Annotated in this window: 21 protein-coding genes; 9 read left to right on the top strand and 12 right to left on the bottom strand. The window is 68.0% G+C overall.

Going from position 1 to position 25,234, the window contains the following annotated elements; all coding sequences use genetic code 11:
• Window positions 1-120 precede the first annotated feature (120 nt).
• The 5 genes from AC3A84_RS12485 to dinG all read right to left on the bottom strand — a co-directional run bounded on the left by AC3A84_RS12485 (window position 121) and on the right by dinG (window position 6,997).
• Window positions 121-2,577, bottom strand: coding sequence for a WG repeat-containing protein (locus AC3A84_RS12485; RefSeq protein ID WP_487969966.1), 2,457 nt, complete (start codon window positions 2,575-2,577; stop codon window positions 121-123).
• 270 nt (window positions 2,578-2,847) lie between these two features.
• Complete coding sequence (locus AC3A84_RS12480; protein WP_487969964.1) at window positions 2,848-3,492, bottom strand: 3'-5' exonuclease; 645 nt, start codon at window positions 3,490-3,492, stop codon at window positions 2,848-2,850.
• A 128-nt stretch (window positions 3,493-3,620) separates the two neighbouring features.
• Entirely contained in the window at window positions 3,621-4,124 is a 504-nt protein-coding gene (locus AC3A84_RS12475; RefSeq protein WP_487969962.1) for a pyridoxamine 5'-phosphate oxidase family protein, read from the bottom strand.
• A gap of 213 nt (window positions 4,125-4,337) precedes the next feature.
• Window positions 4,338-4,703: a zinc ribbon domain-containing protein YjdM gene (locus tag AC3A84_RS12470; protein ID WP_487969960.1), complete on the bottom strand. Its 366-nt coding sequence runs from the start codon at window positions 4,701-4,703 to the stop codon at window positions 4,338-4,340.
• A gap of 77 nt (window positions 4,704-4,780) precedes the next feature.
• Entirely contained in the window at window positions 4,781-6,997 is a 2,217-nt protein-coding gene (dinG, locus tag AC3A84_RS12465) for an ATP-dependent DNA helicase DinG (RefSeq protein ID WP_487970073.1), read from the bottom strand.
• A gap of 125 nt (window positions 6,998-7,122) precedes the next feature.
• On the opposite strand from dinG, the gene AC3A84_RS12460 reads away from it, so the two are divergent.
• Window positions 7,123-7,455, top strand: coding sequence for a hypothetical protein (locus AC3A84_RS12460; RefSeq protein WP_487969958.1), 333 nt, complete (start codon window positions 7,123-7,125; stop codon window positions 7,453-7,455).
• 127 nt (window positions 7,456-7,582) lie between these two features.
• Here AC3A84_RS12460 and AC3A84_RS12455 read toward each other — a convergent pair whose 3' ends face one another.
• From AC3A84_RS12455 to AC3A84_RS12445, 3 genes are all read right to left on the bottom strand, one after another.
• Entirely contained in the window at window positions 7,583-8,023 is a 441-nt protein-coding gene (locus AC3A84_RS12455; protein ID WP_487969957.1) for an OsmC family protein, read from the bottom strand.
• A gap of 178 nt (window positions 8,024-8,201) precedes the next feature.
• Entirely contained in the window at window positions 8,202-8,447 is a 246-nt protein-coding gene (locus AC3A84_RS12450; RefSeq protein ID WP_487969956.1) for an ATP-binding protein, read from the bottom strand.
• Between the two features lie 72 nt (window positions 8,448-8,519).
• Window positions 8,520-8,945 carry a YkgJ family cysteine cluster protein gene (locus AC3A84_RS12445; protein WP_487969955.1) on the bottom strand — a complete coding sequence of 142 codons (426 nt, stop codon included), beginning with the start codon at window positions 8,943-8,945 and terminating at the stop codon, window positions 8,520-8,522.
• 186 nt (window positions 8,946-9,131) lie between these two features.
• Between AC3A84_RS12445 and AC3A84_RS12440 the strand changes: the two genes are divergently transcribed.
• The gene (locus AC3A84_RS12440; protein WP_487969954.1) at window positions 9,132-11,135 is read left to right on the top strand and encodes a sigma-54-dependent Fis family transcriptional regulator; all 2,004 of its coding nucleotides are present in this window, start codon (window positions 9,132-9,134) and stop codon (window positions 11,133-11,135) included.
• A 309-nt stretch (window positions 11,136-11,444) separates the two neighbouring features.
• Here AC3A84_RS12440 and gyrB read toward each other — a convergent pair whose 3' ends face one another.
• The 3 genes from gyrB to dnaA all read right to left on the bottom strand — a co-directional run bounded on the left by gyrB (window position 11,445) and on the right by dnaA (window position 16,963).
• Complete coding sequence (gyrB, locus tag AC3A84_RS12435; RefSeq protein WP_487969952.1) at window positions 11,445-14,075, bottom strand: DNA topoisomerase (ATP-hydrolyzing) subunit B; 2,631 nt, start codon at window positions 14,073-14,075, stop codon at window positions 11,445-11,447.
• Window positions 14,076-14,258: 183 nt separating this feature from the next.
• A complete protein-coding gene (dnaN, locus tag AC3A84_RS12430) occupies window positions 14,259-15,377 on the bottom strand; it encodes a DNA polymerase III subunit beta (RefSeq protein ID WP_487969951.1) in 1,119 nt (372 codons plus the stop codon).
• Window positions 15,378-15,541: 164 nt separating this feature from the next.
• Window positions 15,542-16,963, bottom strand: coding sequence for a chromosomal replication initiator protein DnaA (gene dnaA / locus AC3A84_RS12425; protein WP_092937523.1), 1,422 nt, complete (start codon window positions 16,961-16,963; stop codon window positions 15,542-15,544).
• 338 nt (window positions 16,964-17,301) lie between these two features.
• Here dnaA and rpmH point away from each other — a divergent pair, with 338 nt between their 5' ends.
• The 7 genes from rpmH (at window position 17,302) to AC3A84_RS12390 (ending at window position 24,643) form a co-directional block, all read left to right on the top strand.
• The gene (gene rpmH / locus AC3A84_RS12420) at window positions 17,302-17,436 is read left to right on the top strand and encodes a 50S ribosomal protein L34 (protein WP_005798102.1); all 135 of its coding nucleotides are present in this window, start codon (window positions 17,302-17,304) and stop codon (window positions 17,434-17,436) included.
• Between the two features lie 89 nt (window positions 17,437-17,525).
• Window positions 17,526-18,107: a ribonuclease P protein component gene (locus AC3A84_RS12415; protein ID WP_487969947.1), complete on the top strand. Its 582-nt coding sequence runs from the start codon at window positions 17,526-17,528 to the stop codon at window positions 18,105-18,107.
• Complete coding sequence (gene yidD / locus AC3A84_RS12410; protein WP_487969946.1) at window positions 18,104-18,400, top strand: membrane protein insertion efficiency factor YidD; 297 nt, start codon at window positions 18,104-18,106, stop codon at window positions 18,398-18,400. Before AC3A84_RS12415 ends, yidD begins: the two co-directional genes overlap by 4 nt.
• On the top strand, window positions 18,397-20,103 hold the full coding sequence (gene yidC, locus AC3A84_RS12405; RefSeq protein ID WP_487969944.1) for a membrane protein insertase YidC: 1,707 nt from the start codon (window positions 18,397-18,399) through the stop codon (window positions 20,101-20,103). The genes yidD and yidC overlap by 4 nt, the downstream gene beginning before the upstream one ends.
• Before the next feature lie 161 nt (window positions 20,104-20,264).
• Entirely contained in the window at window positions 20,265-21,851 is a 1,587-nt protein-coding gene (locus AC3A84_RS12400; protein WP_487969943.1) for an ABC transporter substrate-binding protein, read from the top strand.
• A 261-nt stretch (window positions 21,852-22,112) separates the two neighbouring features.
• Window positions 22,113-23,564, top strand: coding sequence for a tRNA uridine-5-carboxymethylaminomethyl(34) synthesis GTPase MnmE (gene mnmE / locus AC3A84_RS12395; RefSeq protein WP_487969942.1), 1,452 nt, complete (start codon window positions 22,113-22,115; stop codon window positions 23,562-23,564).
• Window positions 23,565-23,842: 278 nt separating this feature from the next.
• Window positions 23,843-24,643, top strand: coding sequence for a hypothetical protein (locus AC3A84_RS12390; protein WP_487969940.1), 801 nt, complete (start codon window positions 23,843-23,845; stop codon window positions 24,641-24,643).
• A 33-nt stretch (window positions 24,644-24,676) separates the two neighbouring features.
• On the opposite strand, the gene AC3A84_RS12385 is transcribed toward AC3A84_RS12390, so the two are convergent.
• Window positions 24,677-25,231, bottom strand: coding sequence for an adenine phosphoribosyltransferase (locus AC3A84_RS12385; protein WP_487969938.1), 555 nt, complete (start codon window positions 25,229-25,231; stop codon window positions 24,677-24,679).
• Between the last annotated feature and the right edge of the window lie 3 nt (window positions 25,232-25,234).

Here is a 25,234-nt window from a genome sequence, read left to right as displayed (position 1 = left end):
ACGCAGGCAGACCCCGGCCGAGCACTAGGCTTAGCGATAGGGTGGACAGGACCTGGCGGCGTTGCATGGGAAAGATCGTAGCACAGGGCTGCGCAAAGCGCAGGAGGGTGAATGCGGGGCTCAGGCCGCCGCGCGGTGGGCGGAAAAGGACTGTCCCATGCGCCGGTAGAGCGGGAACCAGGCGAACAGGTAGAGCACGACCACCAGCGCGGCCGCTGCCAGCACCAGGCTTTCGGGGGCATGGAAGACGAAGCGCCAGGCCCAGTACAGCTCTGCAAAGCCCATGCAGACCAGCGTGCCGAGGCCGGCCAGCGGGCCCGCCTCGTTCCAGGCGGTCAGCGCCACGCTGACGTGGCAGGCCAGCGCGACCACGCTCAGCACGAAGTGCACCATCAGAGCCAGATCGGGCGGCTGGTGCTGTGGCTTGCGCAATGGCGAGGTGGGCGGCCGCTGCGCGGCAGGGCTGTGCTGCGCAGGGTGCGCTGGCGACGGCCCCGCGCGGGAGACCGCGTCCGTGCTGCTTGCAATCGCTGCATTCGCGTCGGGCGCCAGCGGCGGCAGCACGACATGAAACGCCGGCAAGCGCGCGGCCACCGTGTCTTCTGGTGCGCGCGGCAGGGGCTGCGGCGCTGGCTGCGCGACCTGCAGCGATGCATCCGCTTCGCAGGCCACGTTCGGCACCGGCCGCACCATCGCCGCGCGCGCGGCCTGCGCTGCACGCAGCGCGCTCCGGTCGGGCGCTGCCATTAGCCAGAGTTCCCACCAGGCGTCGCCTTCGGCCGTGGGGCTTGCTTCGCTGCGGCGGGCGTGGAGGCTCAGCCACAGGGCGGCAGCGCCCTCGGGGCGTTCGGCCGAATCGCCCGGCAGCGGCTGCGATGGCGGCACGGCCCAGGCGAGCAGATCCTCGCCAGTCCCGCACTCCGCGGGCGCTGCATGGTCGGGGTGCTGGTCCGGCGTGCCGTGGCGCTGGCCCAGGCGTTGCGCCAGCACGCGCCGGCCTTCGCGCAGCAGGCGTTCGCGTTCGGGCAGGAGAAAGGCGTAGGCAGACTGGTGGGCCTCGCTCAACGTGGCGCGCAGCACGCAGCGGCTCACGGTGGTGGCCTGACGGTCGGCCTCTTCGGAGGCGGAAGCAGGAGGCTGGCCGGCTGCCAGCGCGTGCAGACGCTGCTCCGCCGTGGCGGCCAGCGTGTGGGCCAGCACGCCGATCTGGTCGGCGCTGGCCAGCGACTGCAGATGGTCCACCAGCGGCGCATGGAAGAAGGGGCGCGGCGGCCAGCAGGCCTCGCGCGGCGCGCTGTGCCACAGCGGGCGGCCGTCGGCATCCAGCAGCGCGGCCTGCTGTCCGTCGTAGTGCGCTCGCCAGACGCAAGTGCCCTCGCCGTCGATCCAGGCCAGCTGCCCATCGGTGGTGTGGAACGGTACCAGGGCTGTGCCCGGCTGCAGCGGTGCGAGCCAGCCGTCGGCGCCGGTCAGCGGCTCCAGCACATCGCCGGGTGCGGCAACGAAGCGGCCGTCGGCATGCAGCAGGCCCCAGGCGCCCCGCGCCGGCCCCGGCGTGACCAGGCCCATGCCGCGTTCGCTGGCCTCCACTTGCAGCGCTGCTGTTGCGCGCCGCACCACCGCCATGCAGCCGGCGCGGCGAAAGTCGGTGCCGTAGCTCCAGGTCGGGCTGACTGCGGCCGTCGGGGCGAGTGCGTCTGCCGTGGCCGGGCCGGTGGCGGCGAAATAGCGGACGCTGCCGTCCTCCTCGCTATGGTCGGCCACGCGGCCGCAGGCCATCTGCGGGGACAGATAGGCCCCGCCGCGCAGCGCGACGCGGCCGTGCGTGTCCAGGTAGCCGTGACCGTCCTTCCATTCATCGGCTTCGGCGAAAAAGGCGAGCCCGTCTTCATTGAATGCGTCGATGCGCGGGTAGCACGGCGGCAGCACCCAGGTGCCTTCGGCGTCCAGCAGGCCGTAAGTGTGTCCGTCGATCGAGGCCACGGTCACGGACTGCTCCGCGAAATCCCGTGCCCGCTGCAACTGCGGCGCGATCGCCCAGCGCCCGCTGCGATCGACATAGCCGAAGGCGCCGTGGCTGCGGGCCCGCGCCAGCCCGCAGGCGGCGAAGGCGCCCAGGTCTTCAAAGATGGCATCGCATGCGAAGTCGCCGCCGTGGCGCAGGATGCGCCAGGTGGCAGGCGCGGTCTGCACGGCTGCCACGCCGCCGCGCATGGGCCGCGCAGCGGAGAAGAAGGGGGCGATGGTCACGCGGCCGCACAGGTCCACGAAGCCCCATCGGCCGTGGTCGCAGAAGCGGGCCACGCCGTCGGCCGAGAAGTTGCGGGCATCGTCCAGCGTGGCGCGAACCCGCCATGAGCCCTGGCCGTCGAGGTAGCCCCATCGGCCGTCGCCCGCCTGGGCGGCGCTGATCCAGCCGCCCGCACCGTCCGGCACGAATCCGAGCACCTGACGCAGGCCGCCCGCCGGCTCAACGACATGCCCGTGTTCGTGAACGATCAGCAAGGCATGCGCCTGGTCGTCGGCCTGCAGCGGAACGCGCGCCAGCCTGGGCGGTGCATGCGATGGTTCGGTCATGAAGCGTGGATCCTCCGATGCAAATCCTATTCATCGCGGTCGGCGCGGGGGTAACCAATTGCACCGCCGGGCCGGGGGTGGATTGCATGTCACGCAACGGCAGGGCGAGGCATTGCGATGCGGACTCGATACAGTCGTTGCAGCAGGCACACACCTGCTCGCGGGTTCATCCCCGATGCGCCTGGCGGCTGGCGAACAGCGGGCTCTCGCACCCTTGTGGCGTGCTTGGAATGCACGCCGATTGCTATCAATACCGCAGCAAGCTGTTTTTCAGGCCGCGACTGCGGGCCGTGATCCGGCCGCAGCCCAGCCGGCCAGCAAGGCAGGCACCTTGGGGCGAGCGCAGCGCTGCAGTGTGCTGAGCAGCGCATGGTCCGGGTTATCCACATGCCAGCGCTGGCGCAGGTCGTGCTGCATGCGTGCCAGCAGTGCTGCGGCCATTTCCGCATCGGCCAGTGCCCGGTGGGCGCGGCCGGCGCGCGGCAGGCCCAGGTGGTCCACGATGAGGCCTAGCTTGTGGCTGGGCGCCTCCGGGTAGAGCCGGCGCGACAGCAGCACCGTGCAGGCAAAGGGCTGCTGCGCGGTCACGCCCGCCTGGGCCAGCTCGGCACTCCAGAACTTGCTGTCGAACGCGGCGTTGTGGGCCACCATGGGCGCCGATCCCACGAAGCGGGCGGCCTCGCACATTACCTGCGCGGCGGGTGGCGCCTCGGCCACCATGGCGTTGGTAATGCCGGTCAGCTGCGTGATGAAGGGCGGAATCCAGGCGCCGGTGTTCATCAAGCTCTGGAAGCGGTCCACCACCCGGCCGCCCTGCAGCAGCACGATGGCGACCTCGGTGGCGCGAGCGCCCTGGGCGGGCGTCATGCCGGTGGTTTCGAAGTCGATGACGGCGATGGCGGGGCTGGAAGACATGGGGTCCATTGTCCTCGCCCCGGCTCAGTCCACGGCGGGGGCTTGTTCGCCCCGGCTGCGGTCTCCCGCCTGAGTGCGGGGGGCCCGGCATGCGGGCACGCCCCGTGCCGAGCGACGGCTCGGCCGAGTCAGCCGAGCGAGAGTTCCTTGTGCTCGCCCATGTCCTTGGGCGGCTTGCCGGTGACCGCTGCAGCGGCCATCTTGAAGAGCTGGAGCATCTTGCTCTCCTTCACGTCCCAGTACTCGGCATGGCCAATGCGGACGGCCAGCAGGGCGAGGTTGGGGTCGGTCACGCCGTCGGGGAACCAGGCCTTCGCCATGGGGGACCACAACGCTTCCTTCTTGGCCATGTCCTCGATGAAGCTGGCGTTGCCCGAGAGGGACACGTAGCTGTCCTCGCCCGGATCGGCATAGTTCACGTTGACCTGGCTGTCACGCTGCAGGCGCTGGTAGAGCTCGCCGTTCTTGGGGATGAAGAAGTACAGCTGCGACTGCTCGTCGATGTCCTTGTTCTGCGTGGTCAGCGGGTGGGCATGCAGCTCGCCGCTGTCGGCGCGGTGCGTGAGCATGCCGAAACGGATGTCCTTGATCAGCTTCCACAGCGTGGCGTGGTTCGATTCGGTCTGGCTCATGAGAGGTCTCCGGCTGGGTGGATTGAATGAATGAAGGGATGGAACAACGGAGGCAGGGGAATCCGCCTTCGTTCGGTTCATTCACTCTAGGCCGGGCTTGGGCTGCGCCAGGTCGGCAAGCGGCCCCGCTGGCTGTGGGGGCCGTCCGACAGTGGTGTGCGTTCCGTGAGCGGCTGTGGACAACTCCCGGGCGAAGTTGTCCACAGGCCGGCTTCAGGCCTTCTTCAGGAACTCGGACTTCAGCAGCAGGCTGCCCAGGTCGGTCTTGCAGTCCACGTTGTGGCCGTCGGCGCCATCCACCAGGCGGATGCCCTTGATCTTGGTGCCCTTTTTGAGCGTGGCGCCCGCGCCCTTCACCTTCAGATCCTTCACCAAGATCACCGCGTCGCCGTCGGCCAGCGGGTTGCCGTTCGCGTCGCGCACTGTGCCGTCGCCGGCGTCGCCGCCGGCGTCATCGGCCTGCGCAACGGCGCCGGCCTGGGGCCATTCATGTCCGCAGTCGGGGCAGATGTAGAGGTCGGCGTCGGGGTAGGTGTTTTCCAGGCCGCATTGGGGGCAGGCGGGGGTCGTGTGGGGCATGGTCGTTATTGCGCTGCAAAGGCGCAAAAAGCCGGGGAGTATGCGCCTGCCGCATGTCGGCCCCGCCCGCCCTGCGCCTAGGCCGCCCCGCGCCGCTCCAGCGTGAAGGGCGGCAGGCCCTTGAGCAGCCTCTGGCCGTAGGAGGTGCGCACCAGCCGCTTGTCGTAGCAATAGACGTGGGCGCGGTCTTCCTCGGTGCGGATGGCGCGGCCCACCCATTGCGCCAGGCGGATGGCGGTGGCTGGCACCACCAGCTCGCTGAACGGGTCGCGCCCGGCGGCGCGCAGCCACTCGGCGCGGGCCTCGCCCACCGGATCGTCCGGCGGGGCGAAGGGCAGCTTGGTGATGAAGAGCGATTCGCACAGCGCGCCCGGCAGGTCCAGCCCCTCGCCGAACGACTGCATGCCGAAGATGATGGACGGCTCGCCGCGCTCCACGCGCTCGCGGTGCTGCGCCAGCAGCTGCGGGCGGGGCAGGGCGGTCTGCACCAGCACGCTGGCGCGCATGGCGGTGGGCAGCGCATCGACGGCCTGGCGCATCTGGTCGCGCGAGGTGAACAGCACCAGCGCGCCGGATTCGACCAGGGCCAGATCGCTCAGCAGCGCATCGACCATCTCGGCGGTGAAGGCCTGGGCCTCGCGCGGGTCGGCCGTGGTCTCGGTGGCGATGAGCGTGCCCTGCAGCGCGTAGTCGAAGGGGCTGGGCACTTCCAGCGTGGTCACGGCCTCGTCGCCGAAGAGGCCGGCTTCGCGCAGGAAGAAATCGAACTGACCGCAGCTGGTGAGCGTGGCCGAGGTCAGCACCGCGCCGCGCACGGCCGACCAGAGGTTGTGGCGCAGCGTGTTGCCCGGCAGCACCGGGCTGGCGTGGGCCTTGACGACGATGTAATCGCCATCGACCTGCAGCGTGAACCACTTGGCGGCGGGCACGGCGCCTTCGGGCGCGTCCTGCAGCAGCAGCTGGGCGGTGGCATGCGCGGCCTCCAGCCGGGGGGCCAGCGCGCCGATCTGCGCGTAGAGCGTGGACAGGCGCCGCGCCTCGTCGGGCTTGTCGCGGATCTCGGCGCGCAGGGCCTTGGAGATGGCGCGCAGCGCGTCGAGAAAGCCCTCGGCATGGTGCGCGGCCTGCGACAGCGGCTCGATGAGCTCGGGTGGCAGCACGCCGCCGGCCACCCGTGCCCGGGTGGGCACGCCCGGCGCCTGCGGGCGTGCGCGGCCGCCCCAGGCCGGGCGCGGGGCGCGCAGCTCTTCGCCATAGACATCCATGGCCAGCCGGGCCGCGTCCTGCAGCGCGGTGCGCAGGCGGGCGGCGTGATTGGGCACGTCGGCGATTTCCTCGACCTCGACCAGCGCGCCGATGCGCAGCGCCCGGCTGGCCAGCTTGTCGATCCAGTTCAGCCGGCTCAGGTCGGCCTCGCAGGCGAACTGCTGCAGCGCGGTGGCGGGCAGGTGGTGGGCCTCGTCCAGCACCAGCAGGCAGTTGTCCAGCTCCGGCAGCAGCCGCGCGCCGATCGAGGAGAGCAGCAGGTCGTGGTTGGCCACGATGACCTGCGCAGCCACCAGCGCCTTGCGCCGGTCGTAATAGGTGCATTGGCTGAACACCGGGCAGTGCTTGCCGGTGCAGGAGCTGGATTCGGCCGCCACCGGGCTCCAGACCTCGGATTCGGGCGGGGCCTGCAGCGTGTCGCGGTCGCCGTCCCACTGGCCGGCCGACAGCGCATCGGCCATCGAGGTATAGAACTGCATGCGCGCTTCCGATTCGTGGCGCGGCCGGCGTGCGCGTTCCTCGGCTTCCTCGTCGGCGAACAGGTCGTCGCCCTCACCGCCTTCGCCATCGCCGCCGGCCGAACCGCCGCTCGCCAGCCGTTCGAGCTTGAGCTTGCACACATAGCGCCCGCGCCCCTTGGCGAGCGCGAAGCGGAAGGGCTGGGCCATGCGCTTGGCCAGCGCCGGCAGGTCCTTGTTGACCAGCTGCTCCTGCAGCGCCACCGTGGCCGTGGAGATCAGCACCCGCGTGCCGCGCTCCAGCGCCATGGCGATGGCCGGCACGCTGTAGGCCAGCGACTTGCCCACGCCCGTGCCCGCCTGCACCACGGCGATGGAGCGCTGCGGCGCGGGCGGCGGGGCGCCTTCGCCCTCGCCATCCTCAAGCTTGCCCAGCTGCGCGCGCGAGAAGGTGTGGGCCACCTGTTCGGCCATGCGGCGCTGGCCCGTGCGGCTGCGGAAACCCTCGGTGGCCGACACCACCGCATCGAAAGACTGCAGGGCCTGCGCGGCCCACTCCTGTTGAGACATACAGTAGTGTGACATGGAAGCCGGTTCACAGCCGGCCAGCGCGCCAGCCTACATCCCCTGTGCCGCGCCCCACCTACGATGGTTCACCGCCGCACGGCGACATGAATCACCAGGAGACCCTCCACATGGCCGAACATTCCAAACCCCCTACCGATCCCGCCCAGCGCCCCGGCGGCAACCCCCGGTCCGAACTGCCGCCCGACGCGGACGCAGGCACCGAACACCGGTCTGTGGACACCACCCGCGCCGACCTCCCGCCGCATCCGCCTGCAGCGGGCGCCAAAGACGAGAAACACGCCTCGCCCTTGATGCCGCACGAGCGCGACCAGTCCGTGGGCATGACCGACGGCGCGCCCGACGCCAACGTCCAGCAAGCCTACCGCGACGTCAAGCGCGGCTTGCAGGACACCGACCGCGGCCAGCCCGCGCACGACGCCTACCAGAAGCAGAAGCAATAAGGCACGCGCTGCAGTTTTGCCGCACCGCTGCGGCCTGCGACCAATCTGCTATCAAAAAAATAGCTGCCAGCGCTTGTATCGCAAGCGCTGGCAGCCTTTTGGGGGCTCAAAGCCCGGGGCGGGCTCGTTACTTCTGCAGCGTGGCCGTCAGCGTCACTTCCGGCACGCCGGCCAGCGCCTTCGAGAGCGGGCAGTTGGCCTTGGCATCGTGCGCGATCTTCTGGAACTGCGCCTCGTCGATGCCGGGCACCTTGGCGTTGAGCGTCAGCGCGATGCGGTCGATCTTGAAGCCGTCGCCTTCCTTGGCCAGGCGCACCTTGGCCGTGGTGTCCAGCGTCTCGGTGGCGATGCCCGCCTTGTCGCAGGCGAACGAGAACGCCATGGTGAAGCAGGCAGCGTGGGCAGCGCCCACGATCTCTTCGGGGTTGCTGTTCTTCGTATCGTCGCCAAAGCGGCTGGCAAAGCCGTAGGGCACCTTGTTCAGCGCGCCGGTTTCGGTGCTGATCTGGCCGATGCCTTCCTTGCCGGCGCCTTCCCAATGCACGGATGCGGTTTTTTCTGCGGACATGAGCGTGAATCTCCTTCGGTCAAAAAACGAATGGGGTGTGCGGCGCACTGCGCCGCAGCAGGCATGCAGCCCACACCTCATCTGACCACCGGCATCCCGGCGCGGCTGTGGGACGGCGCCGCTGGGCAGCGTGGCCGTTTCACGGGCATCCGTACCCCGGGTGGCCGTGCCCCTCACGCTAAGAAGGGCTGGGTGGCGCTTTCTTCGCCACCATGCGGATCGCGTCGAAGGGGCAGCGCACGTCGCACAACGCGCACCCGGTGCAGCCGGCGGCGTCGTGCAGCACCGAGCGCTTCGGCCCCCAGGGCTGAGGCCCCTGCACCTGCAGGGCCAGCACATGTGGCGGGCACACGGCCACGCACCAGCCGCAGCCAGTACAGCGGCATGCGTCGATCACGGGAAGGGCCTTGGCGGCGGGGCGCATGGGATGGCGGCGGGCGTGGTGGAGGCTGCGAGGGGAAGGCAGGCGGCCGCTCCGGTGCTGGCGCCCTGTCCGTCAGCGCGGCGGGCGCTGCGCGGGCGTCATGGCCGCCGCGCCATAGGCGCAGAAGCCCGGCTTGGGGCTCTTGGTGCGCGGGTGCAGCCGGCAGGTGTCCGGCCGCTGCTCATAGACCGTGCAGCGCCGCGTCTGCGCATCGAGAAAGTGGCAGTCGCCGCTGGCGCGCCGCGCCAGGGTGAACACCACGTTCTTGTGGTTGAAGTGGTCGATCAGCCGCGCTTTTTCCAGCCGCTTGGCGATGCGCCGGGGTTCCTCGTGCTCGGCCTCGAAGGCATCCACCAGACCCAGCCGCACCAGGTCGGTCAGCTGCACCTCCAGCGGCATGGTGCAGCAGTTGGCCGCGCAGCTGTCGCACAGGCCGGCGCGCCAGCGGGTCCAGGTGGCGGGGTTGTCGACGTTGACGATGGAGATCGGGGAGCGCATGGGTGGGCGATTGTGCCAAGGCACGCGGCCCAGAGCCCGCATGCGGGTTCTGCCAGGTTGCCAAGCCCCGGGCATGCCCTAATAATTTTGTCCAAGCGATCCGGTACAGAGCCCGCCCGGCACGAGGCGCGCCGCATACGGGCACAGCGTTTCCGGGCCCGCGCTGGCCTGGTCCCAGGAGACAACATGGACACACGCCTCGCCAGGCACGCCAGCCTGCCCCAGGAGCACGACATCCTCGCGCTGATCGACCAGGCCCATCTGCGTTCGCGGGCCTTCGGCATCGCATCCGATGACGAGCCCGACCATTGCGGCCTGCTGCCCAGCCGGCTCAAGGACGCCCTTGAAGAGAACCGTTTCCTGTTCCAGCACGCCGTGCCGGTCATGGAGGCGCTCAACAGCCAGATCGCCAACACCCACAGCATGGTGCTGCTGACCTCGGCCGAAGGGCTGGTGCTGCATTCCATGGGCGACAGCGACTTCCTCGAAAAGGCCGACCGCGTGGCCCTGGTGCCCGGCATGGACTGGAGCGAGCGGAAGAAGGGCACGAACGCCGTCGGCACCGCGCTGTCGGTGCAGCAGCCCGTCACCGTCCATGGCAGCCAGCACTACATGAACGCCAATCACGGCCTGACCTGCTCGTGCGCGCCCATCCTCGACCCCTACGGCCGCCTCGTCGGTGCGCTGGACGTGACGGGCGATCACCGCAGCTACCACCAGCACACGCTGGCGCTGGCGCGCATGTCCGCGCAGATGATCGAAAACCACATGTTCGCGGGCAGCTTTCCCCACGCCGTGCGCGTGCATTTCCACTCGCGCGGGGAATTCCTCGGCACGCTCGTCGAAGGCATCGCCGCGTTCACACCCGAAGGTCGCTTCATCTCGGCCAACCGCAGCGCACAGATGCAGCTGGGCATGTCCTTCGGGGCGCTGCAGGCGCACACCTTTTCCTCGCTCTTCGGCCAGCCGATCTCGGCCCTGCAGGAGCTTTCCGGCAGCACCGCCAGCACCGTGCCGCGCCAGTTCTGCCTGCACACCGGCGTCATGGTCTGGTGCCATGCCGAAGCCCAGCCCGCCCGGCCCTGGACCGCACCGGCCACCTCGCCCCTCCCTGGCAAGGCCCAAGACGCGCCGCCGCAGCGCTCTGGCAGCAGCAGCGCCGCCGCCGCAGCGGCGGCCACACGCCGGGCGCAGCTGTCGTCGCTGCAGTACCTCGACACGGGCGACGCGCAGCTCGCCGCCATCATCGCCAAGCTGCGCAAGGTGGCCGACCGCGACATCCCGGTGATGATCCTGGGCGAAACCGGCTCCGGCAAAGACCTGCTGGCCCAGGCCATCCACAACGACTCCGCCCGCGCCGCCCAGCCCTTCGTCGCCGTCAACTGCGCCTCCATCCCCGATACGCTGATCGAAGCCGAACTCTTTGGCTACGAAGAAGGCGCCTTCACCGGCGCGCGCAAGAAAGGCGCGCCCGGCAAGATCCAGCAGGCCCACGGCGGCACGCTGTTCCTCGACGAGATCGGCGACATGCCCCCGCACCTGCAGGCGCGGCTGCTGCGCGTGCTGCAGGAGCGCAAGGTGAGCCCGCTCGGCGCGGGCCGGGAGGTGGAAGTCGATGTGACCGTCATCAGCGCAACGCACAAGAACCTCAAGGAACTGATCGCCGGCGGCACCTTCCGCGAAGACCTCTATTACCGCCTCAACGGCCTGGTCGTGCGCCTGCCGGCGCTGCGCGAGCGCAGCGACTTCGACGCCGTGATGAAGAAAGTGCTGCACGCGCAGGACGGCGGCGCCCAGGTCACCATCGAGCCGCAGGCTCTGGAGCTGATGCGCGCCTATCACTGGCCGGGCAACGTGCGCCAGCTGTACAACCTGCTGCGCACCGCCTGCGCCATGGTGGACGACGACCGCGTCATCCGTGTCGAGCACCTGCCCGACGACTTCCTCGACGAACTGCGCGTGCCGTTGGGCCCTGAAGCACGAAGCCTGGCCACGCCTGTGGTTGCTGCCGCTGCCGAACCCGCCGCCGGCAGCGCCACCCCCTGCCTGCAGGACGTGACCCTGCAGGCCATGGCGCAGATGCTGCGCCTGCACAAGGGCAACCTCTCGGCCGCCGCCAAGGCGCTGGGGGTCTCGCGCAACACCATCTATCGCAAGAAGAACCTGCTGCCGCCGGATCTGCTCAATTGACCGAACAGAGCCGGCCGGCCCCAAGGCCACCAGAACTGACCTGGACGCCTTGTTGCTTCGCAAGCTGCCAGATGTTCTGACGGACGTGCAGAAGGCCAACAAGGTCAAGAACTTGATGCAAAGCATGAAGCGGGCTGGGCTGATACAGCCGCATGGGGCTCGCTCCGCTGCGGTTTGGCGGTTGTGTTGACCCGTAGCTAGCTAGACAACAACCACGGTTGTTTAACCATGGTTGTTGTCCTAAGTTGTTGATTTATATATTGTCTAGCGCGTTTTTGAGGCGCTATTTAGACAAGAAAATCGATGTCTTTAGACGTCGATATTTCCAGCGCGCAGCGCGTTAGTCTCAATGAAATCCCGACGCGGCTCCACTTCATCCCCCATCAGCATGGTGAACACGCGGTCGGCCTCGATGGCGTCGTCGATCTGCACGCGCAGCAGGCGGCGGACCTGGGGGTCCATCGTGGTTTCCCAGAGCTGTTCGGGGTTCATTTCGCCCAGGCCCTTGTAGCGCTGGCGGGCGGTGGTGCGTTCGGCTTCGCTGATGAGCCAGGACATGGCCTGGCGGAAGTCGCCGATCTTTTCTTCCTTCTGCTTGTCGCCTTCGCCGCGCAGGGCGCGGGCGCCTTCGCCGATGAGGTCGCGGAAGGTGTTGGCGGCTTCGGACAGGGCGGCGTAGTCGGCGCCGTGCACGAAGTCCTGCGTGATGATGCTGCTCTTGACGTTGCCGTGGTGGCGGCGGCTGATGCGCAGGATGGGCTTGTCGGTGCGGGCGTCGAATTCGCCGGCCACTTCGGCGGGGATGCCGTTGGTGGACAGCTCGCGCAGCTTGGCCTGCAGGGCGACGGCGCTGGCTTCGGCGTCCTGGACGGTATCCAGGTTCAGGCTCACGCCGTCGGCGATGGCGCGCAGGGCTTCCAGGTCCATGAAGGCCGACAGGCGCTCGATGACGTGCTCGGCCAGCTGGTGCTTGCGCGCCAGTTCGGCCAGCTGCTCGCCGGCCAGCGTCTGCGGGCTGTCGCCGCCGGTGGTGACGCTGGCGTCGCGCAGGGCCACGCGCAGCAGGAAGGTGTCGAGCGCGGGGCCGTCCTTCAGGTAGAGCTCTTCCTTGCCGTTCTTGACCTTGTAGAGCGGCGGCTGGGCGATGTAGATGTGCCCGCGTTCGACCAGCTCGGGCATCTGCCGGTAGAAGAAGGTGAGCAGCAGGGTGCGGATGTGCGCGCCGTCCACGTCGGCGTCGGTCATGATGATGATGCGGTGGTAGCGCAGCTTGTCCACGTTGAAATCGTCGGCGCCGCTCTTGCCGTCCATGGCACCGCCGGCCTTGCCGATGCCGGTGCCCAGGGCGGTGATGAGGGTCAGGATTTCATTGGAGGTGAGCAGCTTTTCGTAGCGCGCCTTTTCCACGTTCAGGATCTTGCCGCGCAGCGGCAGGATGGCCTGGAACTTCCGGTCGCGGCCCTGCTTGGCGGAGCCGCCGGCGGAGTCGCCCTCGACGATGTAGATCTCGCACAGGGCGGGGTCTTTTTCCTGGCAGTCGGCCAGCTTGCCGGGCAGGCCCATGCCGTCGAGCACGCCCTTGCGGCGCGTCATTTCGCGGGCCTTGCGGGCGGCTTCGCGGGCGCGGGCGGCTTCGATGATCTTGCCGCAGAGGATCTTGGCGTCGTTCGGGCGCTCTTCCAGGTAGTCGGTCAGCGTCTTGGCGACGATGTCTTCGACCGGGGCGCGCACTTCGCTGGAGACGAGCTTGTCCTTGGTCTGGCTGCTGAACTTGGGTTCGGGCACCTTGACCGACAGCACGCAGCACAGGCCTTCGCGCATGTCGTCGCCGCTGACTTCGACCTTGGCCTTCTTGGCCAGTTCGTTGTCGGAGATGTATTTGCCGATGACGCGCGTCATGGCCGCGCGCAGGCCGGTCAGGTGGGTGCCGCCGTCGCGTTGCGGGATGTTGTTGGTGAAGCAGAGCACCTGCTCGCTGTAGCCGTCGTTCCACTGCATGGCGACTTCGACGCCGATCTCGGTGCCGGGGATGCCGCCGTAGCTGTCGGCCGGGCGGTTGCCGGTGGCGTGGAAGGGCGTGGGGTGCAGCACCTTCTTGTTGGCGTTGATGAAATCGACGAAGCCCTTGACGCCGCCGGCGCCGGAGAAGTCGTCTTCCTTGCCGGTGCGCTCGTCCTTGAGGCGGATGCGCACGCCGTTGTTCAGGAAGGAGAGTTCGCGCAGGCGCTTGGCGAGGATCTCGTAGTGGAAGTCGTGGTTTTCCTTGAAGATCTCGGTGTCGGGCAGGAAGTGGACTTCGGTGCCGCGCTTGTCGGTCTCGCCGGTCACGCGCATGGGCGAGACTTCGACGCCGTTCACCGTCTCCAGGATGCGGTTTTGCACGAAGCCCTGGCTGAATTCGAGCACGTGGACCTTGCCGTCGCGCCGCACCGTCAGGCGCAGCATCTTGCTGAGCGCGTTCACGCACGAGACGCCCACGCCGTGCAGGCCGCCCGAGACCTTGTAGCTGTTCTGGTTGAACTTGCCGCCGGCGTGCAGTTCGGTCAGCGCGATTTCGGCAGCGGAGCGCTTGGGCTCGTGCTTGTCGTCCATCTTCACGCCGGTCGGGATGCCCCGGCCGTTGTCGGTGACGCTGATGGAGTTGTCGGAGTGGATGGTGACGACGATGTCGTCGCAATGGCCGGCCAGCGCCTCGTCGATGGAGTTGTCCACCACTTCGAACACCAGGTGGTGCAGGCCGGTGCCGTCGGACGTGTCGCCGATGTACATGCCCGGGCGCTTGCGCACCGCCTCCAGGCCTTCCAGGATCTGGATCGCGCCTTCGCCGTAGCCCTCGCTGGCGCCAGCCTGCTGGGTGTCGATCTTGTGCGTGGGCGTGGGCTGGGCGTCGGTGCCCGCGCCGTTCTCGGAGGGTGCGGGCAGGTGGTTCTCAGCGGTCATGGATGGCTAGCCTTGGGGTGTCCGTGGAGGCGGCGGGAGGAGCCCGGCGCTTCCGTCAATCAAACTGTCAATCGTTGTGGCGGTCTGTCCAGAGCCCGAAATCGGCTCTAGCGCGCAGCGGAGGCGGGCATATAGCTATCAAAATAGTAGCAAAACATGCCTGCACCCCGAGACCGGTGCGCGTCAGATGCGCATGGGCATCACGACGTATTTGAAGCGTTCGTTGTCGGGGATGGTCATCAGCGCGGAGCTGTTGCCGTCGGAGAGCTCCACCTTCACCATGTCCTGGTCCATGTTGACCAGGGCGTCGATGAGGTAGGTGACGTTGAAGCCGATCTCGATGGTGTCGCCACCGTAGTCGATGTCGAGCTCGTCCACGGCCTCTTCCTGTTCGGCGTTGTTGGACGCGACGCGCAGCGTGCCGGGTTCGATGTTCAGGCGCACGCCCTTGAACTTGTCGCTGGTCATGATGGCCGTGCGCTGCAGGCTGGCCAGCAGGGGCGCGCGGCCCAGGGTGACGCTGTTCTTGTGGTTCTTGGGGATCACGCGGTTGTAGTCGGGGAACTTGCCCTCGACCAGCTTGGTGACGAACTCCATGCCGCCGAAGGTGAACTTCGCCTGGTTGTTGGCGAACTGCATCTCGATGTGGGGCTGGTTCTCGCCGCCGGCGTCCGACAGCAGGCGCTGCAGCTCCAGCACGGTCTTGCGCGGCAGGATGACTTCCTGCTTGGGCACTTCGACATCGAGCGTGGCGCTGGCGAAGGCCAGGCGGTGGCCGTCGGTGGCGACCAGGCTCAGCGTGTTGCCCTCGGCCACGAACAGGATGCCGTTGAGGTAGTAGCGGATGTCCTGCACCGCCATCGCGAACGAGACCTGTCCCAGCAGGTCCTTGAGGACCTTCTGCGGCACGCTGAAGGCCGGGCCGAAGGCGGCCGATTCCTGCACCAGCGGAAAGTCTTCGGCCGGCAGCGACTGCAGCGTGAAGCGGCTCTTGCCGCCCTTGAGCACCAGCTTGGACTGCTGCGATTCCAGGCTCACGGTCTGGTCGCCGGGCATGGTCTTGAGAATGTCGATCAGCTTGCGCGCGCCCACGGTGGTGGTGAAGTCGCCCGTGTCGCCGCCCAGCTCGGCGGTGGTGCGGATCTGGATTTCCAGATCGCTGGTGGTCAGCTGCAGCGCATTGCCCGTCTTGCGGATCAGCACATTGGCCAGGATGGGCAGCGTGTGCCGGCGTTCGACGATGCCGGACACCGATTGCAATACTGCGAGAACCTTGTCTTGTGTTGCCTTGAGGACAATCATGTCGTCAACCTTCGGTGGAATAGGAAGAGGTGCATGGACGGCGGCCGGCTGCCTCAGGCACCGGGCCGCGGGCCCCCTCTCGGGCCGTCCAACACGCCATTTTGCCCGGGAACGGGGACGGTACCTTCGGGGTGCGCGTCATATGCGGGCCGGGGTGGTGAGCCTCACCCCTTGAGGGTCTGCTCCAGCACGTGCAGCTGCTGGTTCAGCTCGGTCAGCTGCTGGCGCTCGCCGGCGATCTTGCGCACCGCGTGCAGCACGGTGGTGTGGTCTCGCCCGCCGAACAGCTCGCCGATCTCGGGCAGGCTCTTTTGCGTGAGTTCCTTGGCCAGGTACATGGCGATCTGCCGCGGCCGCGCGATTGAGGCCGGCCGCTTCTTGCTGTACATGTCGGCGACCTTGATCTTGTAGTAGTCGGCCACCGTCTTCTGGATGTTCTCCACGCTGATCTGCCGGTTCTGGATCGACAGCAGATCGCGCAGGGCTTCGCGCGCCAGCTGGATCGAGACTTCCTTCTGGTTGAAGCGCGAATAGGCCAGGATCTTGCGCAGCGCCCCTTCGAGCTCGCGCACGTTGGAGCGCACGTTCTTGGCCACGAAGAAGGCCACTTCCTCGGGCATGTCGGCGCTCTCGGCGCGGGCCTTGTTGATCAGGATGGCCACGCGCATTTCCAGCTCGGGCGGCTCCAGCGCCACGGTCAGGCCCGAATCGAAGCGCGACACCAGGCGGTCGTGGATGTTGGTCAGGCCCTTGGGGTAGGTGTCCGACGTCATCACGATGTGGCTCTTCTTGGTCAGCAGGGCCTCGAACGCATTGAAGAACTCTTCCTGCGTGCGGTCCTTGTTGGCGAAGAACTGCACATCGTCGATCAGCAGCAGATCGAGCGAGTGGTAGCGCTCCTTGAATTCATCGAAGGTGCGGCGCTGATAGGCCTTAACCACATCCGACACGAATTGCTCGGCATGGATGTAGAGAACTTTGGCGTCGGGCTTGTCCTGCAGCAGTCGGTTGCCCACCGCGTGCATCAAGTGGGTCTTGCCCAGGCCGACGCCGCCGTAGATGAAGAGCGGGTTGTAGAGGTGGCCGGGCGAGCCCGCCACGTGCATGGCAGCGGAGCGCGCCATGCGGTTGGCCGTACCTTCCACCAGGGTCTCGAAGGTCAGCGCAGAGTTGAGCCGGGTGCGGAACGCACCGGCTCCCGGCGCGGCCTCGTCGGTGGCGGGCGGCAGGGCTTCGTTCTGTGCGGAGGGCTCGGCTGCGGCGGGGCGTACGTACGTGCGCACGACGCTTTCCCTCTGAGCGAGCGCTAACTCGAGGGTTACCGGCTGGCCGTAGAGGCCCTCCAGCAGCGCGGAAATGCGGCCGGCGTATTGCGCACGGATCCAGTCGAGCTTGAAGCGGTTGGCCACCAGCACGGTGACCTTGGAGAAGTCCGGTGCGACCTGGGCGGCCAGGGGCTTGATCCAGGTGTTGAACTGCTGTTCGGGCAGGTCCTGCGCCAGTTGTTCAACGCAGGCTTGCCACAGTCCCTGGCCGGCGTCGTCGGCGGGCTCGTTCAGGGGGCTGTGGGAGGGTTCCTCGGTCATTGCGGGGATTTCTTCTTGTGGATAGGAGGAACGGGGAAAGGGGCGCGATTCTAGCTTTTCAAGGACTTATCCACAATCTGGCGGGCTTGTCCCACCCGCCCGCCGGGCCATTGCCCCGGCGGCGTGAGCCCGGCATCCCGCGCGGAGGCGTGAGTGCAACGGTTGCCACGCCCGTCCAAGCCTGCAATAATCGCCGGTTTCCCTGAATGCGTTCAGGGTGATGAAGCCCGGGCGGCCTCTTTCTCCTTCGTGTGGGAAGTTGCTCGGCGGTGCCTGCCCGTGCGGCCTTCGCGTGAGCCGGGTGCGCTCCGTAACTGAACAACCCTCAAGGATCGACCATGAAACGTACTTACCAGCCTTCCAAGACCCGCCGCGCCCGCACCCACGGTTTCCTCGTGCGCATGAAGACCCGCGGCGGCCGCGCCGTCATCAACGCTCGCCGCGCCAAGGGCCGCAAGCGTCTGGCTGTCTAAGCCTTCAGGTTCGCGCACGGCTTTTTCGGCCCGCAGCTGTCCCTCCTTCCCATCTTGCGCTGCCACGTCCCGCCAGGGACACCGCTGCCATGCACCGGCTGAAGACCCGTCCCCAGTTCCAGGCCGCCATGGCCGGGGGGACCGTCTCGCGCACTGCGCATTTCGCACTGCACCGGTTGGGCCTGGAAGGCACTGACGCCGCCGAAAACCCCGCGATACCGACCCCGACAGGGCCCGGTTCCTTGCCGCAAGCGCAAGGGCCGCAGGCCCTGTTCGGCTTGTGTGCCGACCAGCGACCCGGCCCGTGGATGGGTGCGATGGTGCCCAAACGCTGGGCCCGGCGCGCCGTCACCCGCAACGCCATCAAACGGCAGATCTACGCGGTGTCCACCACCTTCGCCGCGCAGCTGCCGGTCGCGGCGCACGTCGTGCGCCTGCGCGCCGGGTTCGACCGCAAGCAGTTCCATAGTGCCACGTCGGATCTGCTCAAGCAGGCCGTGCGCGAAGAGCTGCTGCAGCTCTTCGGCTACGCCGTGCGGCGCGCGGCTCCGCGTGCTGCGCCCAGCGTGCCGGCGGCGGCTGCAGCAGCAGCTTCTACGGCTCCGGCCGCGGCCCATTCCCCCACGCCAGTTCCGGCCGCCGGCCGGATGGGCAGCGGGCTTGAGGCATGATGCGCGCGCTGCTCATGGGCCTCGTCCGCGGCTACCGGCTGCTGCTCAGCCCCTGGCTGGGCTCGGCCTGCCGCTTCGAGCCCACCTGCTCGGTCTATTCGCTGCAGGCGCTGGAGCGCCATGGCGCTGCCATGGGCAGCTACCTCACGCTGCGCCGGCTGGCGCGCTGCCATCCGTGGTGCGACGGCGGGTGTGATCCCGTGCCTGACGTGGCGCCCCGTGGCGCCGGGCTGTTTTCGCGGTGGACGCCCCCCGCACCTTCCTCGTCCTCACCAAAGAAGACTTCTTCATGAACGACATTCGCCGCACCATCCTGTGGGTGATCTTTGGCTTCTCCATGGTCCTGCTCTGGGACAAATGGCAGATCCACAACGGCAACAAGGCCACCTTCTTCCCCGCGCCCGAGGTGCAGACGGCTGCGGCGCCCGCCACGCCCGGGGCTTCCTCCGCTGCGGCGGGCGCCAACAGCGTGCCTTCGGCACCGGCCGCCGCGGGCACCCCGCCCGCAGGCGCGGTGCAGCAGGTGCCGGGCGGCGTGGCGCCGGCTCCCGCGCATGAGCGCGTGACCGTCACCACCGATGTGCTGCGCCTGCAGTTCGACACCGACGGCGGCTCGCTGGTCGAGGGCGACCTGCTGAAGTACCCCGACATGGCCGACAAGTCCAAGCCGTTCGAGCTGTTGGACGAGAGCTCGCACCGGGTCTATGTGGCGCAAACCGGCCTGATCGGCGGCAAGTTCCCCACCCACAAGACGCCGATGACCGTGGTGCCCGGCCCCCGCGCCCTGGCCGACGGCCAGGACGAGCTGAACATCCGCTTCGAGTCGCCCGACCTCGGGGGCGTGAAGCTGGTCAAGACCTGGACCGTCAAGCGTGGCGCCTACGACATCGCCGTCAAGCACGAGGTGGTCAACACGGGCACGGCGCCTGTCTCGCCCCAGCTCTATCTGCAGCTGGTGCGCGACGGCAACAAGCCGCCAGGCGAGTCGTCGTTCTACTCCACCTTCACCGGCCCGGCCGTCTATACGGAAGCCAAGAAGTACCACAAGGTCGAGTTCAAGGACATCGAGAGCGGCAAGGCCGAGATCGACCGTTCGTCGAGCAACGGCTACGTGGCCATGGTGCAGCACTACTTCGCCACGGCCTGGCTGCTGGCCGACGGCGTCAAGCGCGACCTGTTCGTGCGCAAGGTGGACACCAACCTCTACGCCGTGGGCATGATCACCGACGTGGGCGAGATCGCCCCCGGTCAGAGCAAGACCGTCGATGCGCGCCTCTTCGCGGGCCCGCAGATCGAGACCCTGCTGGAAAAGCTCGCCCCCGGGCTGGAGCTGGTCAAGGACTACGGCTGGGTGACCATCCTGGCCAAGCCGCTCTACTGGCTGCTCGAGCAGCTGCACAAGGTACTCAACAACTGGGGCTGGTCCATCGTGGCGCTGGTGCTGCTGCTGAAGATCGCCTTCTACTGGCTCAACGCCAAGGCCTACGCCTCCATGGCCAAGATGAAGGCCATCAACCCCAAGATCATGGAGATGCGCGAGCGCCTGAAGGACAAGCCGCAGCAGATGCAGCAGGAGATGATGCGCATCTACCGCGAAGAGAAGGTCAACCCCATGGGCGGTTGCTTCCCGATCATGATCCAGATCCCGGTGTTCATCGCGCTGTACTGGGTGCTGCTGTCCAGCGTGGAAATGCGCAATGCGCCCTGGGTCGGCTGGATCCATGACCTGTCCTCGCCCGATCCGTTCTTCATCCTGCCTCTGCTGATGACGGCCAGCTCGCTGCTGCAGACGGCCCTGAACCCCGCGCCGCCGGACCCGATGCAGGCCAAGATGATGTGGTTCATGCCGCTGATCTTCAGCGTGATGTTTTTCTTCTTCCCGGCCGGTCTGGTGCTGTACTGGCTGACGAACAACCTGCTGTCGATCGCACAGCAGTGGATCATCAACAAGCGCATGGGCGTGCCGCCGCAGTTCAACCTGCCCAAGTTCCGCTGATACGCCTGTGCTCCAGATTGGTGCGCCGCCTGCTCGGCGCGCCATTCGGACAATCCCCAGCGGCCGCCCTCGGGCGGCCGCTGTCATTTCGGTACGTTCATTGCTAGTCTGCTGGCTTCCACAACGGAATCCTTTCGTATCCTTTTTTGGAGGCCTGATTGATGAAGCTGCGTTTGAACCTCTCCCTGGGCGTAGTGGCCCTGGCCGCCTGCATGGCCGTGGGGGCCGCCCAGGCAGCCCCCCTGCGCTGGGCCGGCGCCAACGACATCCTCACCGTCGATCCGCACGCCCAGAACCATCAGACGACGCATGCATTTCTGCAGCAGATCTACGAAAGCCTGGTGCGCTACGACAAGAACTACCAGATCCAGCCGGCGCTGGCCACCAAGTGGACGCAGATCTCGCCCACGCAGGTGCGCTTCGAATTGCGCCGCGGCGTCAAATTCCACGATGGCGCGCCCTTCACGGCCGATGACGTGGTGTTCTCCATCACCCGCGTGATGACGCCCCCGTCGAACATGATCTCCTCGGTACAGAGCGTCAAGGAGGTCAAGAAGGTCGATGACTTCACCGTCGATCTGATCCTCAAGGGCCCCAACCCCGTGCTGCTGCGCGAGCTGACCGAGGCGCGCATCATGAACAAGGCCTGGGCCGAGAAGAACAACTCGGCCAAGGCGCAGGACTATGCGAGCAAGGAAGAGAACTTCGCCTCGCGCAACGCCAACGGCACCGGCCCCTTCATGCTGGTGGGTTGGCAGCCCGACGTGAAGCTCACGCTCAAGAAGAACCCGAACTGGTGGGACAAGCCTGCCGGCAACGTCGATGAAGTGGTGTTCACGCCCATCAAGTCGGCCGCCACGCGCACGGCGGCGCTCATTTCCGGCCAGGTGGACTTCGTGGTCGATCCGCCGCCGCAGGATTTGGCCCGCATGAAGGCCAGTCCCGACCTCAAGCTGGTCGAAGGCGCCGAGAACCGCACCATCTACCTGGGCCTGGACCAGTTCCGCGACGAGTTACCCGGCGCGGGGACCCCGGGCAAGAACCCGCTCAAGGACAAGCGCGTGCGCCAGGCGCTCTACCAGGCCATCGATTCGGCCGGCATCCACAGCCGCACCATGCGCAACCTGTCGGTGCCCGCGGGCGTCATGGTCGCGCCGATGGTCCATGGCTGGACCAAGCAGCTCGACGAGCGCGCCTCCAAATACGACGTGGAAGCCGCCAAGAAGCTGCTGGCCGACGCCGGCTATCCGCAAGGTTTTGCGCTCAAGCTCGACTGCCCGAATGACCGCTATGTGAACGACGAGGCCATCTGCCAAGCCGTTACGGCGATGTGGACGCGCATCGGCGTCAAGACCACGCTGCAGACCGCGCCCATGTCGCAGTTCGTCAGCCGTGTGATGAACAACGACGTCAGCGCCTACCTCTTCGGCTGGGGCGTGGCGACCTTCGATGCCCTCTACACGCTGGACTCGCTGGTGTCCACCAAGGACGGCAAGACGGCAGCAGGCGTCTACAACGGTGGGCGCATCAGCGATCCCAAGCTCGACAGCACGATCAACCAGATCAAGGTGGAGATGGATGCGCCCAAGCGTGACGCGCTCGTCAACGAGGCGCTGCAGCGCGTCAAGGACGAGTACTACTACCTGCCGCTGCACCACCAGATCCGCCCGTGGGCCATGCGCAAGGGCGTAGAGACGCCGCACCGCGCGGACGACCGCCCGATGCCGACCTGGACGACCATCAACTAAGCAGCGGCGGCCAGGTCCGCGAAGGCCTGGAGTGCTCCTGAAACAATAGCTGCCTGCCAAGGCACTCTGGGCATTGCGATGCGAAATGCATCGTAAAAGCCCGGGTGACTTGCGCAGGCAGCTCTCTTTTTTGATGACACAAAGGTCTCCTCTGGGCGCCCCGAGCCAGCGGCGGGGGCCGCTTCTGCGGGGCCGGGGCTATCATCCGCGCTCCGTTCCGCCTTCGGCCCGCCGCGCCGCCCACTGCCCTTCCACCGCCCCATGCTGCCCCGCCACAACGAACCCATCGCCGCCATCGCCACCGCGCCGGGGCGTGGCGCCGTGGGCATCGTGCGGGTCTCCGGGCCCGGGCTGGGCCCGCTGATGCGGGCCCTGTGCGGCAAGGCCTTGAAGCCGCGCGAGGCCACCTATCTGCCCTTCCGCGACGCGGCGGGCCAGCCCATCGACCAGGGCCTGGCGCTCTACTTTCCCGCGCCGCACAGCTACACCGGCGAAGACGTGCTGGAGCTGCAGGCGCACGGCGGCCCCGTGGTGCTGCAGCTGCTGCTGGCCCGCTGCCTCGAAGCCGCCGCCGCGCCGGACGCCGCCAGCGGCCGCCCGGTGCTGGCCGGCCTGCGCCTGGCCCAGCCCGGCGAATTCACCGAGCGCGCGTTTCTCAACGACAAGATCGACCTGGCCCAGGCCGAGGCCATCGCCGACCTGATCGACGCCAGCACCGAGGCCGCCGCCCGCAGCGCCAGCCGCTCGCTGGCCGGCGCCTTCTCGCAGGAGATCCACGCGCTGCGCGATGCGCTCGTGCACCTGCGCATGCTGGTCGAGGCCACGCTGGACTTTCCCGAAGAGGAAATCGACTTCCTGCGCAAGGCCGACGCTCACGGGCAGCTATCGAATCTGCAGCAGACCCTGGCCGGCGTGATGCGCCGCGCCAGCCAGGGCGCGCTGCTGCGCGAGGGCATCAAGGTCGTGATCGCGGGCCAGCCCAATGCGGGCAAGAGCTCGCTGCTCAACGCGCTGGCGGGGGCGGAGCTGGCCATCGTCACGCCGATCGCCGGCACCACGCGCGACAAGGTGCAGCAGACCATCCAGATCGAAGGCGTGCCGCTGCACGTGATCGACACCGCCGGCCTGCGCGAGAGCGACGACGAGGTGGAGAAGATCGGCATCGCCCGCGCCTGGGACGAGATCGCCGCCGCCGACGCGGTGCTCTTCCTGCACGACCTGAGCCGCGCCGAAACGCCCGAGTACGCGGCGGCCGACGCGCTGATCGCCGGCACCATCGCCCAGAAGCTGCCGGGCAGCGTGCCGGTCATCGACGTGTGGAACAAGATCGACCGCGTGGCGCATGCTGCGGGCGCGGCTGCAGCACTGCCTGCGGCCTGCCAGGGCGGCGAGCGCGGCCACCCGGCCGTGCGCCTCTCGGCCCGCACGGGCGAGGGGCTGGACGCGCTGCGCCGGCTGCTGCTGGAGGTCGCCGGCTGGCAGGCCGCGCCCGAAGGCCTCTACATCGCCCGCGCCCGCCACATCGCTGCTCTGCAAGCGGTGGACGGCCATTTGATGGAAGCGGCAGCGCAACTGCACGCGGCCGGCCCGGCGCTCGACCTGCTGGCCGAGGAGCTGCGCCTGGCGCAGAACGCGCTCAACGCCATTACCGGCGAATTCACCTCCGACGACCTGCTGGGCGTGATCTTCTCCAGCTTTTGTATCGGCAAGTGAGCCGCGCGAGCGGGCGGGTGCCGCGAGGGCCGGACAGCGCGCGACCCGCCTCTTGCGCCGCTTACCATTCAGTCAAAGTTGTAAAAGGACGGAACGCTGCTTGTGCCTGCGCGGATTCGCGGGTACGTTGTCGCGGATGCCTCTTGTTCAGCGTCGGCCCCAGGCCCGGGCGCTGCGGCAGCACAGCCCCTCGTCGGAATCTTGCCTCTCCTCAGGAGCCACGCAGGGCCACCCCCCTCCCGTTGAATCGATTCCTCCGGGCATCGCGAAGGTAAGGCATGTCTTTTTTCCGCTGGTTGATCGGCGCGCGCAAACCGCATCGCGCCGGCACCCATCAGGCGCAGGGCCACGCGCGTTCACCCGAACCGGCCGCCACGCAGCGCAGCGAACGCACGCAGCGCCGTGAACTGCTCTACACGGTGGTGCGCGAGGCCATGATGCGGGCCTCCGTGCTGTCCGCCGGCTACAAGTTCAAGGTGCTGTCGCTGGACCAGCGCGGTCAGCAGTTCATGGTGATGGTCGATCTCGGCCGCGAATACGGCGGAGAGACCGTGCGCCTGAGCGCGATCGAGGCGCTGATCGTGCAGACGGCCCACACACGCTTTGCGATCGGCGTGACCGCGGTCTATTGGCGCATCAACGACCAGATCGGCGCAGGCGTGCCCTCCGCTGCGCTGGGGGCCCGCGCCGTGCAAGCTGCGGCAGTACGGTCCGCTGCGCGGGCGCCCGCTGCCACTCCTGACCCGGCCCGACCGGCCCAGGATGGGCCGCCGGTGCCGGCGGGCGCTGTCGCTGTCGCGGGCGGCTTCGAGCCCATCGGCGCCGACGAGGTGGAAGCGTTCAAGCAGGCGCTGCAGGCCGGGGCCCCCGGTAGCGTGGGCGACGGCGCGGCAAAGCAGTCCCCCGCTGCGCCCACCGCGCAGGCGCCGCAGCCGCCGCGGGGGAAAGTCCGCATCGGGCCGCTGCAGGAGCGCGGTGCCGCGCAACGCACGGGCTTCGAAGATACCCGGGCGTCGAGCCCTCAGGCGTCGCCGCCGTGGTCGGACCATCTCAGCAAGACGCAGTTCGGCGATCTCTGAGCCTGGGGCCGAGCTCCAGCGGGCCCGGCCACGTCAGTGGCCGGCGAAGTCCACCAGCGTGAAAAGCGGCAGGCCGGCATCGGTCAGGCGACGCGAGCCTCCCAGCTCGGGCAGGTCCACGATGGCGGCGCCTTCAGTCACGGTGGCGCCCAGCTTCTCCAGCAGGTTCTTGCCAGCCATCATCGTGCCGCCGGTGGCGATCAGGTCGTCGATCAGCAGCACCCGGTCGCCAGCCTTGACGGCGTCGGCATGCAGCTCGACGGTGGCGCTGCCGTATTCCAGCTCGTAGGTTTCCTCGACGGTGGTGAAGGGGAGCTTGCCCTTCTTGCGGATGGGCACGAAGCCCACGTTCAGCTCGTAGGCCACCACGGCGCCGAGGATGAAGCCCCGCGCATCCAGGCCGGCCACCACGTCAGGCCGCAGGGCGCGGTCCATGTAGCGATGCACGAATGCGTCTATCAGCACGCGGAAGACTTTCGGGTCCTGCAGCAGCGGGGTGATGTCGCGGAACTGCACGCCCGGCGCCGGCCAGTCGGGCACCGTGCGGATGTGCTGGCGCAGGTAGTGGTTGACGCTGAATTGCTGCATGGC

It is taken from the genome of Paracidovorax sp., assembly GCF_057642795.1.
The sequence above is the reverse complement of the archived record's forward strand: the minus strand, read 5'-3'. Positions and strand labels throughout refer to the sequence as shown.

Excerpts from the sequence above, each read along its gene's own strand:
- AC3A84_RS12485 (WP_487969966.1), bottom strand. The coding sequence starts at position 2,577 with ATGACCGAACCATCGCATGCACCGCCCAGGCTGGCGCGCGTTCCGCTG.
- AC3A84_RS12480 (WP_487969964.1), bottom strand. The coding sequence starts at position 3,492 with ATGTCTTCCAGCCCCGCCATCGCCGTCATCGACTTCGAAACCACCGGC.
- AC3A84_RS12475 (WP_487969962.1), bottom strand. The coding sequence starts at position 4,124 with ATGAGCCAGACCGAATCGAACCACGCCACGCTGTGGAAGCTGATCAAG.
- AC3A84_RS12470 (WP_487969960.1), bottom strand. The coding sequence starts at position 4,703 with ATGCCCCACACGACCCCCGCCTGCCCCCAATGCGGCCTGGAAAACACC.
- dinG (WP_487970073.1), bottom strand. The coding sequence starts at position 6,997 with ATGTCTCAACAGGAGTGGGCCGCGCAGGCCCTGCAGTCTTTCGATGCG.
- AC3A84_RS12460 (WP_487969958.1), top strand. The coding sequence starts at position 7,123 with ATGGCCGAACATTCCAAACCCCCTACCGATCCCGCCCAGCGCCCCGGC.
- AC3A84_RS12455 (WP_487969957.1), bottom strand. The coding sequence starts at position 8,023 with ATGTCCGCAGAAAAAACCGCATCCGTGCATTGGGAAGGCGCCGGCAAG.
- AC3A84_RS12450 (WP_487969956.1), bottom strand. The coding sequence starts at position 8,447 with ATGCGCCCCGCCGCCAAGGCCCTTCCCGTGATCGACGCATGCCGCTGT.
- AC3A84_RS12445 (WP_487969955.1), bottom strand. The coding sequence starts at position 8,945 with ATGCGCTCCCCGATCTCCATCGTCAACGTCGACAACCCCGCCACCTGG.
- AC3A84_RS12440 (WP_487969954.1), top strand. The coding sequence starts at position 9,132 with ATGGACACACGCCTCGCCAGGCACGCCAGCCTGCCCCAGGAGCACGAC.
- gyrB (WP_487969952.1), bottom strand. The coding sequence starts at position 14,075 with ATGACCGCTGAGAACCACCTGCCCGCACCCTCCGAGAACGGCGCGGGC.
- dnaN (WP_487969951.1), bottom strand. The coding sequence starts at position 15,377 with ATGATTGTCCTCAAGGCAACACAAGACAAGGTTCTCGCAGTATTGCAA.
- dnaA (WP_092937523.1), bottom strand. The coding sequence starts at position 16,963 with ATGACCGAGGAACCCTCCCACAGCCCCCTGAACGAGCCCGCCGACGAC.
- rpmH (WP_005798102.1), top strand. The coding sequence starts at position 17,302 with ATGAAACGTACTTACCAGCCTTCCAAGACCCGCCGCGCCCGCACCCAC.
- AC3A84_RS12415 (WP_487969947.1), top strand. The coding sequence starts at position 17,526 with ATGCACCGGCTGAAGACCCGTCCCCAGTTCCAGGCCGCCATGGCCGGG.
- yidD (WP_487969946.1), top strand. The coding sequence starts at position 18,104 with ATGATGCGCGCGCTGCTCATGGGCCTCGTCCGCGGCTACCGGCTGCTG.
- yidC (WP_487969944.1), top strand. The coding sequence starts at position 18,397 with ATGAACGACATTCGCCGCACCATCCTGTGGGTGATCTTTGGCTTCTCC.
- AC3A84_RS12400 (WP_487969943.1), top strand. The coding sequence starts at position 20,265 with ATGAAGCTGCGTTTGAACCTCTCCCTGGGCGTAGTGGCCCTGGCCGCC.
- mnmE (WP_487969942.1), top strand. The coding sequence starts at position 22,113 with ATGCTGCCCCGCCACAACGAACCCATCGCCGCCATCGCCACCGCGCCG.
- AC3A84_RS12390 (WP_487969940.1), top strand. The coding sequence starts at position 23,843 with ATGTCTTTTTTCCGCTGGTTGATCGGCGCGCGCAAACCGCATCGCGCC.
- AC3A84_RS12385 (WP_487969938.1), bottom strand. The coding sequence starts at position 25,231 with ATGCAGCAATTCAGCGTCAACCACTACCTGCGCCAGCACATCCGCACG.